Here is a 15,656-nt window from a genome sequence, read left to right as displayed (position 1 = left end):
AGCCTGGTACGCAAATTGCTGAATGTCTTTACACCCTGCAAAAGGAGAGAAGCATGAAAGCAATCGTGATTGGCGCGGGTATTGGCGGCCTGAGCGCTGCCGTGGCGCTGAAGAAAGCGGGCATCGACTGTACCGTGTTTGAAGCCGTAAAGGAGATCAGGCCCGTCGGGGCGGCCATCTCCATCTGGCCTAACGGCGTGAAATGCATGCAGCACCTCGGCATGGGCGACATCATCGAGACCTGGGGCGGGCCGATGCGTTTTATGGCCTACAAGGATTACCGGCGCGGCGAGACTCTGACCCGCTTTAGCCTTGCCCCGCTGGTTGAGCGTACCGGCGGACGTCCCTGCCCCGTCTCGCGCGCTGAACTCCAGCGCGAAATGCTGGACTTCTGGGGGCGCGACAGGGTGCAGTTCGGCAAGCGCGTGGAACACGTCCATGAAGACGACGCGGGCGTGAACGTCACCTTCACCGATGGCACCACGGCAACCGGCGATTTTCTGATCGCCGCCGACGGCAGCCACTCGGCGGTTCGCCCGTATGTGCTGGGGTTTACCCCGGAGCGCCGATACGCCGGGTACGTAAACTGGAACGGGCTGGTGAAGATTGACGAAGAGATTGCCCCGGCGCACCAGTGGACCACCTTCGTTGGCGAAGGCAAACGCGTGTCGCTGATGCCCGTCTCCGGCGGACGCTTCTACTTCTTTTTTGACGTGCCGCTGCCCGCAGGCCTGGCGGAAGATCGCACCACCCTGCGCGCCGATCTCACGGGCTACTTCCGCGGCTGGGCGCCGCCGGTGCAGAAGCTTATCGCGGCGCTGGATCCTGAAACCACCAACCGCATTGAAATCCACGACATTGAGCCGTTCGACAGCCTGGTGCGCGGCAACGTCGCGCTGCTCGGCGACGCCGCGCACAGCACCACGCCGGATATCGGCCAGGGCGGCTGTGCGGCGATGGAAGACGCCGTCGTGCTGGGGGAGTGCCTGCGCGAAAACCACAGCATTACGCTGGCGCTGCGGCAGTACGAGGCGCTGCGCTGCGACCGGGTGCGCGACCTGGTCCTGAAGGCGCGTAAACGCTGCGACGTCACCCACGGGAAAGACATGGCGCTGACGCAGGCCTGGTATCAGGAGCTCAAAGAGGAGACCGGCGAGCGCATCATCAACGGTCTGTGCGAGACCATTCAGGGCGGCCCGTTAGGCTGAACGCAAGAGGGACAACGATGAAAAGAGAACCGACTCCATCCGCCCACTGCACGTTTGAGCCAGAGGACTGGCTGCGCCTGGCGAAATGCTGGCATCCGGTCGCGCGCGCCTGCGACGTCGGTCCGGCGCCGGTCAAAGCGACGCTGCTGGATGAACAGCTGGTGATTTACCGGATAAACGACCAGGTTGTGGTCGCCCGTGACGTTTGCCCGCACCGCGGCGTGCCGCTGACGCTCGGCTTTCACGATGAGCTCGGGATTATCTGCCCCTATCATGGTTTACGCTTTGGGGAGGACGGGCGCTGCAACCGTATTCCGTCCAGCCCCGACCAGCCCGTTCCGGCGAAGCTGAACCTGATTAACTACGCCGTGGAAGAGCGGTTCGGGCTGATCTGGACCTGCCTGGCCTTTGATCCGGAAAACCCCGCGCCGCTGCCCACCATGCCGCACTGGGATGACGAGGGATTTCAGCAGATTAACTGCCCGGCGTTTGAGGTAAACGGCTTTGCCGGACGTCAGGTAGAGGGGTTTCTGGACGTAGCGCACTTTGCGTGGATCCACACCGATACCTTTGCCGACCCCAATAATCAGCTTGTACCTGCCTATCAGCCGCAGGAGACGCCGTTCGGCTTCGTGGCGGATTACTGGAGCTCCGTGAGCAACTATCCCGCCAGTTCACCCGTGCAGGCACCAGAAGGGTTCCAGTGGCTGCGCCATTTTGAAATGCACCTGCCGTTTACCGCTACCCTGACGATTCATTTTCCGGGTGAATCGCGGCTGGTGATCATGAACGCCGCGTCGCCCGTGTCGTCGCGCGTGACCCGCATGTTCGCCCCTATCGCCCGCAACTTTGACCTGCATATTCCGGTGGAGGATGTGCATGCCTTTAACCTGCGCATTTTTGAAGAGGATCGCCTGATGGTCGAAACCCAGCGCCCGGAAAGCCTGCCGCTGGATCTGACGCTGGAAGCCCATATTCCCGCAGATAAAAGCTCAATTGCCTACCGTCGGGGGCTGAAGAAGATGGGCTTTGGCGAATTTTTCCTGGTATGACGGAGGCCGATATGCTGAGCGTAATTGTTGACGGGCTGTGGCGCGAGGGCGACAAAAGCCTCGCCGTCAGGCTGGTGGCTGAAAACGGCGAAGCGCTCCCGGCGTGGCAGGCCGGCGCGCACGTTGATGTCCACCTGCCCTGCGGCGTGGTGCGCCAGTATTCACTGACCGGGGCATGTGGGGACGAGAGCTATCTTATTTGCGTGGGGCGTGAAACCGCCTCGCGCGGCGGGTCGCGCTACGTTCACGAGACGCTGCGTCCCGGGCAGAAGCTGATGATATCGGCCCCGCGCAACCTGTTTCCGCTTCAGCAGGCTGAGCGGGTTTTGCTCCTGGCGGCGGGAATTGGCATTACGCCGCTGTACGCGATGGCCCTGCAGCTGAAGGCGACCGGAACGCCGTTCACGCTGCACTACTACGTCAGGAACCGGGAAAGCGCGGCGTTTACGCGTGAACTCTCCCGGTTCGACGAGTGCCTCGTTCATACCGCCAGCCCGCGCACAACGCTGGCAGAGCATCTCCCCGCGCCCGAGGCGGGGCTTCACGCCTGGATATGCGGACCGGCAGGGTTTATGGAAAAAGTGCGTGAGGTCGCGACGGCAAAAGGGTGGGATTACGCCCACCTTCACAGCGAGGCGTTTCAGCCCGTTGCGCCCGCCGCAGGCGGTGAAACCGGGGAGATCTTCACGGTCAAACTGGCCTCCACGGGTGAGCGCTGGCCGGTGCCTGCGGATAAGACCATCGCCCAGGTATTACAGGAAAACGGGGTGGACGTTCCGCTGTCATGCGAAATGGGGATCTGCGGCGCGTGCCTGACGCCGGTGATTGACGGCGTGGTGGATCACCGGGATAGCGTGCAGTCGGAGGCGGAAAAAAGTGCGACGAACCAGCAGGTGGCGCTGTGCTGTTCGCGAAGCCATTCCGGGGAGCTGGTGATTGGGCTGTAAAACGAAAAAACCCTGCGATATTGCTATCGCAGGGTTTTCGAATTTGGCGGAAGCGTAGAGATTCGAACTCTAGAACCCTTTCGGGTCGCCGGTTTTCAAGACCGGTGCCTTCAACCGCTCGGCCACGCTTCCAAAGTGAGGCGCACTATAAACATCTATTAGCGCCTTGTAAAGCAGGAATTTTTCTATTTTTCCCCACAGGCGTTTGACTGCGCAAAAAGTCACCCAAACGCTGACTTCACATCACTCTCCGCGACCTTGTACATACCGTAACATAGCAACGCTCATCGTTTTAAAACGCTCTGGTATAGAATGCCACAAAAATAAACGGTCATTTGTTGTGTAATTGTTATAAATCTGAGTAGCCACAGATTTAGAAATTACTGCCATGCAGTGTTACTGGTTGATGATGAAAATCAAAAATTCGCTTTGCTTACATATCCTGATGGCGACGCTGGCCATTTTGTTTCTCTGTGTTCACCCGCTGGTGACGAGTTTCGATCCGCCGCTCACCTTCCAGCCGCTGATTAAATCAATGGCGGGCACGCCTAAAGAACAGGCGGAAAAAATTGCCACTATTTCTCATGCCTTAGAAGGGAATGCTATTTTCTTCATTGGCGCGTCTGAGGTTGCCACCTCAGAAGATGAACATTACGCTGTATATAATTACTTTAATAAGCAATTACACAAACCCGTCGTGGCGTATGGCGATGCGTTTGTCGATGATGAAACGCAATTTTTACTATTCTCACGCTTTAAAAATAGCCTTAACGCAAACAGTAAAGTTGTTTTGCTGCTGGCGCCTGACAGCTTTTACTCAAAAGGGCTGCCACCGGCTATTTATGCCGATAATTTCCCCGGCTCTATTTTTAATCCACTGATGAAGGATCCGCAGGCGCGCCCGCTGCTGGTTAATTATTTAAAGCATATTGATAGTAAAGAAATAAGCCATTTAACCTTTGGCCAAATGCACGTCTTTGGCTGGCATCCCGATCTGATCTGGGAGGAGCTGAGCTTCCAGTTTGCGAACGTCTGTACCATGATAAAAAACGACTGGCTGTCGCTGCTCAACATTAGGCCCCAGACGGTTCAGACCTGGCCGCCGCAGCCAGCCACCCACATTATCCCTGACTGGGATAAAGAGCTGGCGAATGCCCGCGAGTTAAATAAAAAACGCCAGCAGAGCGCGGCCACCCTGTGGATGGACAAAACGATTTACGAAGAGGACGGTACGCGGCAACAGTGGGACGACACGCCGGTCGTGCCTGCGCAAATCGCCGCTTTCAGTAAAACCGTCCAGCTGCTGAAAGAACATCACGTGCAGGTGATTGCTATCGTCGACCCGGTTAACCCCTGGGCGCTTTACAACACCGATACCTTCCGCCCGGTTGATAAGCAAATTAAAACCATTCTGGAAAAGAACCAGATCCCCTATTTAGATATGTACGCCATGCCTTATCAGAATGGCTGGAACTGGGATCGTTTGCACCCTTCCGAACTGGCCTGGGTTCCTATGATTCGCTTTATTGCACAGAGTTTTAAATGATGAAAATTGCGATCCGTCTTTTTTTCCTTTATCTCCTGCTGGCGATTACCGTCGTCGCGTGGACCTCTGTCGATGACAGCATGAGTATGCAGCTGCATTTTGAATATCAAAAGTTCTGAGGCCGAATGATGTATAGCTCAGGAATGTTTTTTGTCTATTTGTTTTCATCCGCCCTGGCGTTTGCGCTGGTCAATCGCGTATTACGCCATCGCCTGACGTATTTATCGGCCTTATCCGTCCTGGCCGCATTAGGCTGGGGCTATATTTTTCAGGGTGATTACCGTGTTCCCGCGGTCGTTTTTTTTAGTTTTTACCTTGTCGCCGCGTTAAAAGAAAAAGGATGGTTAAAAACCTGGCAGGCGATTGTGTTAACGCTGCTTCCTTTATTTTTGGTGAAACTGCACGTTAATCATCATCTCGGCATGATCGGCCTCTCTTTTATGACGTTCCGCGCGGTAGACGTACTGCTCTATCGCAGTAAAAAAGAAGGGCAGAATTTCCTGCACTATTTCTGCTATCTGTTTATGCCCTTTATTATTCTGGCGGGCCCAATGTACCGCTGGCGGACATGGATGAGCGACGTCAGCAAGCCCGTCTTTGCCCTTACTCGCGAACAGTTTTTAGTGGCGCTGGAGCAAATCATTACCGGCATTGTCCAGAAGTTCCTGTTTGCGATGCTGGTTGATTCACTCGTCGTGCAGCCCTGGAGCCATAAGCCGTTTACGCTGACCGTGGGCGTGGTGATGTCGATTGCCTATAGCGCCTATCTGTACTTTGATTTTGCGGGCTACAGCAATATGGCCATCGGCGCAGGCCGCCTGTTTGGACTCAACATTCCGGCAAACTTCAATATGCCGCTTCTGGCAAAGAACCCGCAGGATTTCTGGCGCCGCTTCCACATCAGCCTGTCTGAATGGCTGCGCGATGTGGTCTTTATGCCCGTTTATATGAACCTGATGAAGTTCAACTTTTTCCGTCAGAACAAAACGCTGGCGCAAAATATCGGTATTTTTTGCACCCTGTTCTGCATGGGGGCATGGAATGGCCTGGAACGCCATTACGTCATCAGCGGCGCGCTGTTTGGCGCGATTTCCGTCACTCATAACATGCTGCTGTGGTTAGCCAAACGCAGCCCGGCATTGCACCGGGGCTTGCAGTATCCGGCCGTTGCATTTTTGGGACGCATTCTGACGCTGGGAAGCGCCGCGGGCTCCCTTTACATCTTTAGTGGAATGTCACCTCTATGAAAAATCACTCCGATCTTCAGGAAATGCACGATTTCTTGCGTGCGGCATTATGCGATCCCGCCTCCCCGCAGCAGCCGGCCATCAGCGGCAGCGACGAAGCCTTAAGCTGGCTGCAGCTTTCCGCGGCCGTGACGGACTGGGCGCAGCGCTATCAGCGTTGCCAGCTTGTTGCCGGTACGCCGGTCGTCTTGTACGGACACCAGCAGGCCGAGTTCGCCGTGGCGATTTATAGCTGCCTGCTGCACAACATTCCGTACATTCCGGTGGACTGCATTTACCCGCAGGAGCGCCTGCGGGAGATCTGCCATCTGGCCAGCGCCCCTTACTATTACGACGTCGCGACCCGGCAGTTTATCGCCACCGGTGAACCGGGCAAGGTGCTGGAGGAGCAGGATTTGGCCTATATCATGTTTACCTCAGGCAGCACCGGCAAGCCTAAAGGGGTGCAGATTGGACGTGAAAGCGTATGGCACTTCATGAAATGGGTCAGCCAGGACTTTTCGCTGCCGGAAAAACCAGTGCTGATGAACCACGCGGTGTTCAGTTTTGACCTCTCCCTGATCCCTTTGCTGGCGAATCTGGCGATGGGTGGACACATCGTGCTGAACGCCAAAGAAGACATTCAAAAAGAGAACTGGCTGGAACGACTGAAAAGCAATGCCGTCTCCGCCTGGATTTCCACCCCCTCTTTTGCTTACCAGCAGCTGCTTTCCCCGCAGTTTAACAGCGAGTATTTACCTGAACTCAACGTCTTTATCTTCATTGGTGAAGTGTTGAATAAAGCGCTGGTTAAACAGCTTCGCCGCCGCTTCCCGCAGGCAAAAATCATTAACTCCTATGGTCCAACGGAAGCGACCATCGCGACCACCGTGGTTGAAATCACGGATGAGATCCTGAACAGCGACAGCGCCGTGCTGCCGGTGGGGGTCATGATGCCAGAGAGCAGAATGGAAATTTCCGCTGAAGGCGAGCTGATTATCTGGGGTAAAAACGTCATGCGCGGCTACCTGGGCCTACCGCAGGAGAACGCAGAAAAATTACTCCGTCGGGAAAATGAAGCATTTCGCGGCTACCGGACCGGCGATCTGGGCTATGAAGCGGGACTTATCTACTGCCAGGGCCGCAACGATAGCCAGGTCAAACTGAATGGCTACCGTATTGAAATTAACGAGATTGAAAACCGCCTGCTGGCCATGTCCGGCATCAACGAAGCGGTGGTTCTGCCGCTGATGAAATCCTGCGGCAGCGTGCTGCGCATTGCCGCGTTCTGCGTGACCGATATGGCGCCGGATACCATCAAAACGTCGCTTTCTAAGGTGGTTCCGCACTATATGGTGCCTTCACAAATTATCGTAAAAGACGCTTTGCCGCTGAATCCCAACGGCAAAATTGACCGCAAGCTGCTGGACGCTTACGCCCGCACAAATTAATGACTCCAGGAAAAATTATGGAACAAGAAATTCTCGCCCTGTTCGAAAAAGTGTTATCCCGTAAGGTGGGCTTTCACGATGAACTGATTGAATCCGACATTCTCGACTCCATCCTGGCGGTCGATATGGTGCTGGAAGTGCAGGACGTTTACGGCTGTATGATCCCGCCAACTGACGTAGCGACGGTGCTGAAAACCCCGGCTGACCTGGCCCGCTATATTGAAGAAAACCGCTAAACGCCCCTGCAGTTAATGCTGCCCTGAAGGCTCTGGAGGATCTCCCCAGAGCCTTTTTTCGTTCCCCCTCCCGCCTGAAAGCAAAACGCTGCCTTTCACAGGAATGAAACCCACTGCTTTTACTATTTCACCTACACTTTAGGGGTACTGTCGGTACGGGAAATAGAAAAAAGCCAACTTAATTAAGGCATTAATGATTCGCTCTCCACCCGGGTTGCGATCGTTTTGCCTTTAACAGAGGAGTCTGCAGTATGGCATTCGTAACCACGAAAGACGGCGTCAACATTTACTACAAAGACTGGGGCCCCAAAGAGGCCCAGCCCATTGTCTTCCACCACGGTTGGCCGTTGAGTGCCGATGACTGGGATAACCAGATGCTCTTCTTCCTTGCTGAAGGCTATCGCGTTATCGCTATCGATCGCCGCGGTCATGGGCGTTCGGACCAGGTGAGTGAAGGACACGATATGGATCATTATGCGGCCGATGCGTCAGCCGTGGTTGAAAGCCTGGATCTGCGTAATGCCGTGCACGTCGGTCACTCCACAGGCGGCGGCCAGGTCGCCCGCTATGTTGCCCGGTACGGCCAACCGCAGGGGCGCGTTGCCAAAGCGGTGCTCGTCAGCTCTGTTCCGCCTCTCATGGTCAAAACGGAGACTAACCCCGGCGGAACGCCGATCGAGGTTTTCGATGGCTTCCGCAAAGCGCTGGCGGCTAACCGCGCCCAGTTTTACCTCGACGTCGCCAGCGGTCCTTTCTATGGTTTTAACCGTGAGGGAGCCGAGATTTCACACGGTACGATTCAGAACTGGTGGCGTCAGGGCATGATCGGCAGCGCCAAGGCCCACTATGAGGGGATTAAGGCATTTTCTGAAACCGATCAGACGGAAGATTTAAAAACCATCACGGTTCCCGTTCTGGTGATGCAGGGCGACGACGATCAGGTCGTGCCGTATAAGAATGCCGCCCTGCTGCAGGACAAGCTGCTGGCGAACAGCGTACTGAAAATTTATCCGGGCTTCCCGCACGGGATGCATACCACCCATGCGGATACTATCAATGCGGACATTCTGGCCTTTATCCGCTCATAACGCCGCGTTTATTGCCGGGTGGCGCTACGCTTATCCGGCCTACATTCCGCCACGATATTCCATTCAATGCATGAACGCCACCCGAGGGTGGCGTTGTTTATTCCGCTTAACGATTATCCAGCTGGGCGCGAACGTTGTTCAGCCCGGTGGTGTTGATCCGGTACGGCTGCCCGTTCACGGAGCGGATTAGCTTTTTGGTGCGGAGTTTTTTGAAGACGCTGAGCGTGCAGTCGCTCAGTATCAGCCCTTCACGGGTATAGCACTCTACGGACGTAACGCGGCCGGAACTGTCGCGGACGTGCACAATACGCCCACCTTTGGCGAGAACGTGTAAGGTACGTTGTTCCTGACGGGATAAATTCATACTGGAAAACCTGTGTAATCATCATGCGTAAAAACGAGCCCACACCCGCAGGTGCGTGCGTAAGGTTTAAGCGCAGCGATAACCAGTCCGTCCTGAAAAGGGCGGGAAGCTGATTATCTGATGAAAACATTCTCCAGCATCAAAGCCTCGATGAGAGATGAAAAGGTATTTACGGGGGTGAATAATAGCGCCTGATTTTTGCGGGGAAATAACGGGGTCTTGAAAGTGTGAGGCGGATCGGTGAATCCAAAACAAAAACCCCAGGTTCACAAGTAACCTGGGGTTTATATCTGGCGGAAGCGCAGAGATTCGAACTCTGGAACCCTTTCGGGTCGCCGGTTTTCAAGACCGGTGCCTTCAACCGCTCGGCCACACTTCCTAAGTGAGGCGAACTATAAACACCTCACCGCGTGCTGTAAAGAGTGGCTGCACTCGTTCGCTGTAAAAATAGTCAAAACGTGTTTAATCGGTTGAACTGACGACACATCGACGATTTTATCAGCACAGTCTCCCGCGCTCAGGCTTAGTGTTTTTTGATGTACATGTCTTTGGTGTAATAGTACCCCAGCTTATCCGGCGTAAACCCGCCCACCCACGGTTTCACCAGGTGCGTGCGAACGTAGTGATAAACCGGAATGGCCGGCACATCACGACCCAGCAGATCTTCCGCCTGCTGGTAGAACTTACCCCGCTCTTCCGTTGTTTTGGCTTTTGCGGCATTCACCAGCGCCTGGTCGTATTCCGGATTGCTGTACTGGCTGGTGTTTTCGCTGTCGCCGGTGCGGAAGGTGTTCAGGAAGGTCGCCGCATCGTCGTAATCGGCAATCCACGCGTACCGCACCGCGTCAAAGTTGTGGGTGTGCATGGTATCCAGCATGGTTTTCCACTCCTGATTTTGCAGCTTCGCCTCCACGCCGAGGTTCTTTTTCCACATGGAACTGGCCGCAATCGCGATACGCTGGTGCGATTCAGAGGTGTTATAGAGCAGGTTGAAGCTCAGAGGGTGGCTTTCGTTGTACCCGGCCTCGTTGAGCAGTTTTTTCGCCTCAGCGATGCGCTTGTCCTGCGGCCAGCTGGCGTAGTCCGGATTCTGAAGCTTAACGCCGCCGATATCCGGCTGGCTGATGAGCCACGCCGGGCGCTGCCCCTGCCCTAACACTTTCCCGGCAATGATGTCTTTATCGAGCGCCATGTTCAGCGCCTTGCGCACCCGGGCGTCGTTGAACGGCGGTCGGGTGGTATTGAATTCGTAGTAATAGGTCGCCAGCTGCGGAGAGACATCCAGTTGGCTGCCCAGAGTCTTCTTAAGCTGGGCAAACTGGTTGATCGGCACCGTGTACACGATATCAATTTCACCCGCTTTATAGCGGTTCACATCCGCGGCTTCGGAGGTGATAGGCAGATACGTCACCTTGTTGATCACGGTATGAGCATTATCCCAGTAGCGCGGGTTGCGCTCCGCCACAATGCGTTCGTTGACCACCCACTGTGAAAGCTTATACGCCCCACTGGTGACGATATGTTCAGGCTTGGTCCACTTGTCGCCAAAGCGGCCAATCAGCACTTTATCCACAGGCACCAGTGACGGGTGCGCCAGCATTGCCAGGAATGCCGCATTAGGCTGAGTCAATGTCACTTCCAGCGTGGTGTCGTTAATGGCTTTCACGCCCAGCGTATCGGGGGCTTTTTTCCCTTGAGCGATATCCGCACCATTTACGATGTGCATGTTGCCTGGATAGCTGGCATACGGTGAAGCGGTTTTAGGATCAACCAGACGCTGCCAGCTCCAGACCACATCTTCCGCGGTGATGGCAGTGCCGTCGCTCCAGGTGATGCCCGGGCGCAGATGGAACGTCCAGACGGTGTTGTCCTTGTTCTCCCATTTTTCCGCCAGCCGGGGCTGAACTTCACCCGACGGGGAAACGCTGACCAGCCCGTCGAATAAATCACTGATAATATTGAATTCGACGTCGCTTTCGACTTTATGCGGGTCGAGCGAAGCGGGCTCATTACCGTTGTTCCTGACCAGTTCCTGCTTATCGGCCAGCTGCGTTCCTGCCGGCACGTTAGCCGCCCAGGTAGCCGTGCTGGCGCACAGGATCCCTGCGGTAAGTAAAGAGAGCGTAAAGCGCGTGCGTGTTTGTGGTTTCATTTCCTTCGCCTTATTGTCTGTTTTTGTGACGATCCGGAAATAACTCTTAGCGGCCTTATGGTAATAACGCAATAATTTTCAGTAACCTATAAGAGGTTGATCTGATTAATCGCGCCAAACCGCTGTTCATACTGGTGAAATGTATTTATGCAGAAGAAACAACCAGCTCCAGCGCTAACCTGCTGAGTAAAGATGGGTAAAACCACTTTGAGACTGGCGCCCCGTTTCCTATTCTTTCCGTTAATTACATCTGTCATAAGAGAGTGACTCATGGATCGTATAATTACTTCCTCACGCGACCGCACATCGCTACTCAGCACCCACAAGGTGCTGCGCAATACCTATTTCATGCTCAGCCTGACGCTGGCGTTTTCGGCGATCACCGCCACCGCCAGCACCCTGCTGATGCTGCCGTCTCCGGGGCTGATCCTGACGCTGGTGGGTATGTATGGTCTGATGTTCCTGACCTACAAAACCGCTGACAAACCGGTCGGTATTCTGTCGGCCTTTGCCTTCACCGGCTTCCTGGGCTACATCCTGGGACCGATGCTGAACGCGTATCTGTCTGCCGGTATGGGCGACCTTATCGGCATGGCGCTGGGCGGTACCGCGCTGGTATTCTTCTGCTGCTCGGCCTACGTGCTGACCACCCGTAAGGACATGTCCTTCCTCGGCGGTATGCTGATGGCGGGTGTTGTTGTGGTGCTGGTGGGCATGGTGGCTAACATCTTCCTGCAGCTGCCTGCCCTGCACCTGGCGATCAGCTCCGTGTTTATTCTGATTTCTTCCGGCGCGATCCTGTTTGAAACCAGCAACATCATTCGCGGCGGTGAGACGAACTATATCCGCGCCACCGTGAGCCTGTACGTGTCGCTGTATAACATCTTCGTCAGCCTGTTGAGCATCCTGGGCTTCGCCAGTCGGGATTAAACCGCAGCGCTGTGAACCTGGCCCCGCTTATGCGGGGCTTTGTTTTTTGGTACACTGCTGCGGTTTTTGACTGACGCGTGAATGACTATGTTGAGTTTTGAAGGCAAAGAGATCGAGACCGATAACGACGGTTATCTGAAAGAGAGTGGCCAGTGGAGCGAACCGCTGGCGGAGAAAATTGCGGAAAACGAAGGGATAACCCTCTCTCCAGAACACTGGGAAGTGGTGCGTTTTGTTCGCGAGTTCTATCTTGAATTCAACACCTCTCCGGCCATCCGCATGCTGGTCAAGGCGATGGCCAATAAGTTCGGTGAAGAGAAAGGCAACAGCCGCTATCTGTATCGTCTGTTCCCGAAAGGCCCGGCAAAACAGGCCACCAAAATTGCTGGCCTGCCTAAGCCGGTGAAGTGTATTTAATACCGAATACCGAAATTTACGTATTCGCGCCCCGGTTGATGGGGTTCCGTTAAGACCTTATCAACCCGCGCGCTGCGCGGCCCACCCGCTTTCAGCCACGCCACCAGCTTGTCGACCTGCTCCGCTTCGCCGCAGGCGACCACTTCGACGCTTCCGTCGTCCATGTTGCGCGCGTATCCCGTTAGCCCAAGCTCAACCGCTTCGCGCTGGGTGCTGTAGCGGAACCCGACGCCCTGAACAACGCCGTGAACCCAGGCAATAGTGCAGACTTTAGACATTCTTCTTCTCCTTAACGTAGCGTTTTCGGTAAGCAGCCGTAGTGTTGCCGGAAACGGGCAGTGAAACGAGAGCTGGAAAGATACCCACATTGTAATGCGATTTCGCCGATCGGTAATCGGGTTGACTGTAGCTGTGACAAAGCCACGGCCATCCTCACCTCCTCCACAATCTGGCGAAAACTCTGCGACTCTTCACGCAACCGCCTGCGCAGCGTCGGCACGCTTAATGCGAGACGGCTGGCAACGTCCTGCGCAGTCCAGTCTCTGGCGGGCGACAGCATAATGAACTGCCGCACCTGCTCGGTTAGGTTACTGTTTCGCTCAACAAGCAGCGGACCCGCCACACCGTCATGCAGCAGGGCCAGCAACAGACCGAAGGCCTGATGCTTTTGTAGCGCTTCCGGTAACGCCTGACGCACGGCGTGCAGCAGGTTGTCCCACATAAATGCCAGCCCCTCGCTCAGCGGAGCACAGAGCGAATGCAGCGTCGTGCGCGGCCAGGATTTCAGGTAATGCGCTTTAAACTCGGCAACAATTTCCGGCGATAACATTAGCAAATCCGAGTGAAACAGCCCGTTTACAGGCTGATTGATAATTTCCATCGACGTATTGGCAGGGATAATAATGAGCTCATCCCGTGTCGCCTCCAGGCGGTTATCATCCTGAACAATCACCTTACTGCCGTGAGTGATATGACAAATAGCCGGAAAAAAAAGTTTAACCTGGTGCAGGCGATGCATTTTGCTGGCAGTCACTTCACCCGCCGTAAGATGTTTATGTCGAAAATGAAACTCCTGCACCCTGCCATCCTTATCTGCTGTAGGTTGCTGTTAACTGAGCCTTTGCCAGAACGTGACTATTGAGCATAAAACCGACCAGCGCGCCGCTGGCATTGTTGTCGACGGGCAGTTTATCCACGTCGAGCGCCCAGACGGTAATCTGATAGCGGTGCGGCTTATCCCCGGCGGGTGGACATACGCCGCCGAATCCAGAATAGCCGAAATCATTACGCCCCTGCACAGCGCCGGCAGGTAATTTCTCGCCGTTCGGATTACCGGCATCAGCAGGAAGCGTCATTGTCTTCGCCGGAATATTGGCTACTGTCCAGTGCCACCAGCCGCTGCCGGTAGGTGCATCCGGGTCATATACCGTAACGGCAAAACTTTTCGTACCGGCAGGGGGATTCTTCCATGCCAGCCGTGGTGAAGTATTTCCACCGTGGCAGCCGAACCCCTCAAACACCTGCTGTGTCGCTAACCGCCGTTCGCCGGAAATATCCCGGCTGGTGATGCCGAAAGGCGTTGCCGCTAAAACCTGAGAACTCATTGCCGCCAGAGCGGCTATGGCTATTACACTGTGCTTTTTCATGGGTATTTCCTTTGCTGAACCGGAAGCCCTAAGATAAAGCACGCAACAATGCCCCAATGTGCCTAAGCGATTTGATTTTGTGCCGAAACGCTCAACGGCATCCGCAGATGATTGCGCCTTGCTGAATGTGGTAATCTACGCGCCATTTCCTGAAATCGACAGAACAGCAAATTATGAGTGTACGTTTAGTGTTAGCCAAAGGGCGCGAGAAATCATTACTGCGCCGTCATCCCTGGGTCTTTTCCGGCGCGGTTGCCCGTATGGAAGGCAAAGCCAGCCTCGGTGAAACCATTGATATCGTTGACCATCAGGGGAAATGGTTAGCGCGAGGCGCCTACTCGCCAGCGTCCCAGATCCGTGCCCGCGTCTGGACGTTTGATAAAGATGAAACCATTGACATCGACTTCTTCGTTCGCCGCCTGCAGCAGGCGCAGCAGTGGCGCGACTGGCTGGCAAAACGTGACGGGCTGGACAGCTACCGCCTGATCGCCGGTGAGTCCGACGGCCTGCCGGGCGTGACCATCGATCGCTTCGGTGACTTCCTGGTACTGCAGCTCCTGAGCGCCGGAGCGGAATACCAGCGTGCCGCGCTGATCAGCGCGCTGCAAACGCTGTTCCCGGAATGCGCCATTTACGACCGCAGCGATGTGGCGGTGCGCAAAAAAGAAGGCATGGAGCTGACTCAGGGGCCCGTAACGGGCGAACTACCACCGGCCCTGCTGCCGATTGAAGAGCACGGCATGAAGCTGCTGGTGGATATTCAGGGCGGGCACAAAACCGGTTACTACCTCGACCAGCGCGACAGCCGTCTGGCTACGCGTCAGTACGTTGCCGACAAACGCGTGCTGAACTGCTTCTCCTATACCGGCGGTTTTGCCGTTTCAGCTCTGATGGGCGGCTGTGCCCAGGTTGTCAGCGTGGATACCTCGCAGGAAGCGCTGGACGTGGCAAAACAGAACGTCGAGCTGAACAAGCTGGATCTGAGCAAAGCGGAATTTGTACGCGATGACGTGTTCAAGCTGCTGCGTAAATATCGCGATCAGGGCGAGAAGTTCGACGTCATCGTGATGGATCCACCAAAGTTTGTGGAAAACAAAAGCCAGCTGATGGGCGCGTGCCGTGGGTATAAAGATATCAACATGCTGGCCATCCAGCTGCTGAACCCGGGCGGGGTTCTGCTCACCTTCTCCTGCTCCGGCCTGATGACCACAGATTTATTTCAGAAAATCATCGCCGATGCCGCAATAGATGCTGGCCGTGATGTACAATTTATAGAGCAGTTCCGTCAGGCAGCCGATCATCCCGTGATTGCTACCTACCCGGAAGGACTGTATCTGAAAGGGTTTGCCTGTCGCGTCATGTAACTTGAAAAGAGAAATATTGCCCGCACATA

17 protein-coding genes and 2 tRNA genes are annotated in these 15,656 nt (G+C 55.2%); 12 read left to right on the top strand and 7 right to left on the bottom strand.

The genetic code is table 11. The features are described from left to right. The first annotated feature begins 53 nt into the window (after positions 1–53). The 3 genes from hpxO to AB3N39_RS07435 are packed head-to-tail and all read left to right on the top strand — an operon-like array spanning position 54 to position 3,207. Positions 54–1,208, top strand: a complete 1,155-nt coding sequence (gene hpxO / locus AB3N39_RS07445) for an FAD-dependent urate hydroxylase HpxO (protein WP_136194649.1) — start codon at positions 54–56, stop codon at positions 1,206–1,208. 17 nt (positions 1,209–1,225) lie between these two features. Continuing rightward, complete coding sequence (gene hpxD, locus AB3N39_RS07440; RefSeq protein ID WP_367897181.1) at positions 1,226–2,260, top strand: molybdenum cofactor-independent xanthine hydroxylase subunit HpxD; 1,035 nt, start codon at positions 1,226–1,228, stop codon at positions 2,258–2,260. Positions 2,261–2,271: 11 nt separating this feature from the next. Further along, on the top strand, positions 2,272–3,207 hold the full coding sequence (locus AB3N39_RS07435; protein ID WP_133294123.1) for a PDR/VanB family oxidoreductase: 936 nt from the start codon (positions 2,272–2,274) through the stop codon (positions 3,205–3,207). A 44-nt stretch (positions 3,208–3,251) separates the two neighbouring features. Here AB3N39_RS07435 and AB3N39_RS07430 read toward each other — a convergent pair. After that, positions 3,252–3,339, bottom strand: a tRNA-Ser gene (locus tag AB3N39_RS07430). A gap of 277 nt (positions 3,340–3,616) precedes the next feature. Between AB3N39_RS07430 and AB3N39_RS07425 the strand changes: the two genes are divergently transcribed. The 6 genes from AB3N39_RS07425 (at position 3,617) to AB3N39_RS07400 (ending at position 8,754) form a co-directional block, all read left to right on the top strand. Then, complete coding sequence (locus AB3N39_RS07425; protein WP_325849123.1) at positions 3,617–4,753, top strand: D-alanyl-lipoteichoic acid biosynthesis protein DltD; 1,137 nt, start codon at positions 3,617–3,619, stop codon at positions 4,751–4,753. Next, the gene (locus AB3N39_RS07420; RefSeq protein ID WP_256371422.1) at positions 4,750–4,872 is read left to right on the top strand and encodes a hypothetical protein; all 123 of its coding nucleotides are present in this window, start codon (positions 4,750–4,752) and stop codon (positions 4,870–4,872) included. Before AB3N39_RS07425 ends, AB3N39_RS07420 begins: the two co-directional genes overlap by 4 nt. A gap of 9 nt (positions 4,873–4,881) precedes the next feature. After that, positions 4,882–6,000, top strand: a complete 1,119-nt coding sequence (locus AB3N39_RS07415; RefSeq protein ID WP_111964522.1) for an MBOAT family O-acyltransferase — start codon at positions 4,882–4,884, stop codon at positions 5,998–6,000. Continuing rightward, on the top strand, positions 5,997–7,430 hold the full coding sequence (locus AB3N39_RS07410; protein WP_367897180.1) for an AMP-binding protein: 1,434 nt from the start codon (positions 5,997–5,999) through the stop codon (positions 7,428–7,430). Before AB3N39_RS07415 ends, AB3N39_RS07410 begins: the two co-directional genes overlap by 4 nt. Positions 7,431–7,447: 17 nt before the next feature. Then, the gene (locus AB3N39_RS07405) at positions 7,448–7,666 is read left to right on the top strand and encodes an acyl carrier protein (protein ID WP_008499867.1); all 219 of its coding nucleotides are present in this window, start codon (positions 7,448–7,450) and stop codon (positions 7,664–7,666) included. A gap of 251 nt (positions 7,667–7,917) precedes the next feature. Further along, on the top strand, positions 7,918–8,754 hold the full coding sequence (locus AB3N39_RS07400; RefSeq protein WP_213751053.1) for an alpha/beta fold hydrolase: 837 nt from the start codon (positions 7,918–7,920) through the stop codon (positions 8,752–8,754). A 106-nt stretch (positions 8,755–8,860) separates the two neighbouring features. Here the strand turns inward: AB3N39_RS07400 and AB3N39_RS07395 are convergent, their stop codons facing one another. The 3 genes from AB3N39_RS07395 to AB3N39_RS07385 all read right to left on the bottom strand — a co-directional run bounded on the left by AB3N39_RS07395 (position 8,861) and on the right by AB3N39_RS07385 (position 11,270). Next, complete coding sequence (locus tag AB3N39_RS07395) at positions 8,861–9,118, bottom strand: YjhX family toxin (protein WP_063453335.1); 258 nt, start codon at positions 9,116–9,118, stop codon at positions 8,861–8,863. Between the two features lie 291 nt (positions 9,119–9,409). After that, positions 9,410–9,497 (bottom strand) — tRNA-Ser (locus AB3N39_RS07390). 144 nt (positions 9,498–9,641) lie between these two features. Continuing rightward, on the bottom strand, positions 9,642–11,270 hold the full coding sequence (locus AB3N39_RS07385) for an ABC transporter substrate-binding protein (RefSeq protein ID WP_133294121.1): 1,629 nt from the start codon (positions 11,268–11,270) through the stop codon (positions 9,642–9,644). Positions 11,271–11,540: 270 nt separating this feature from the next. On the opposite strand from AB3N39_RS07385, the gene yccA reads away from it, so the two are divergent. Then, on the top strand, positions 11,541–12,200 hold the full coding sequence (yccA, locus tag AB3N39_RS07380) for an FtsH protease modulator YccA (RefSeq protein ID WP_367897179.1): 660 nt from the start codon (positions 11,541–11,543) through the stop codon (positions 12,198–12,200). Positions 12,201–12,287: 87 nt separating this feature from the next. Beyond that, positions 12,288–12,617 carry a sulfurtransferase TusE gene (gene tusE, locus AB3N39_RS07375; RefSeq protein ID WP_032658335.1) on the top strand — a complete coding sequence of 110 codons (330 nt, stop codon included), beginning with the start codon at positions 12,288–12,290 and terminating at the stop codon, positions 12,615–12,617. Here tusE and yccX read toward each other — a convergent pair. From yccX to AB3N39_RS07360, 3 genes are read right to left on the bottom strand one after another with little or no spacing between them, the layout of a single operon-like run. Beyond that, complete coding sequence (yccX, locus tag AB3N39_RS07370; protein WP_029739909.1) at positions 12,614–12,895, bottom strand: acylphosphatase; 282 nt, start codon at positions 12,893–12,895, stop codon at positions 12,614–12,616. The two genes, tusE and yccX, sit on opposite strands and share 4 nt — an antisense overlap. An 11-nt stretch (positions 12,896–12,906) precedes the next feature. After that, entirely contained in the window at positions 12,907–13,695 is a 789-nt protein-coding gene (locus AB3N39_RS07365) for a helix-turn-helix transcriptional regulator (RefSeq protein WP_367897178.1), read from the bottom strand. A gap of 10 nt (positions 13,696–13,705) precedes the next feature. Next, positions 13,706–14,263, bottom strand: coding sequence for a kinase inhibitor (locus AB3N39_RS07360; protein ID WP_143344905.1), 558 nt, complete (start codon positions 14,261–14,263; stop codon positions 13,706–13,708). A gap of 173 nt (positions 14,264–14,436) precedes the next feature. On the opposite strand from AB3N39_RS07360, the gene rlmI reads away from it, so the two are divergent. Then, complete coding sequence (gene rlmI, locus AB3N39_RS07355; protein WP_096150520.1) at positions 14,437–15,627, top strand: 23S rRNA (cytosine(1962)-C(5))-methyltransferase RlmI; 1,191 nt, start codon at positions 14,437–14,439, stop codon at positions 15,625–15,627. The last annotated feature ends 29 nt before the right edge of the window (positions 15,628–15,656 follow it).

The organism is Enterobacter vonholyi, from assembly GCF_040834095.1.
GTDB classification, from domain to species: Bacteria; Pseudomonadota; Gammaproteobacteria; order Enterobacterales; family Enterobacteriaceae; genus Enterobacter; species Enterobacter vonholyi.
Note: the sequence above shows the minus strand (reverse complement) of the source record. Positions and strands in the feature narration are given on the sequence as shown.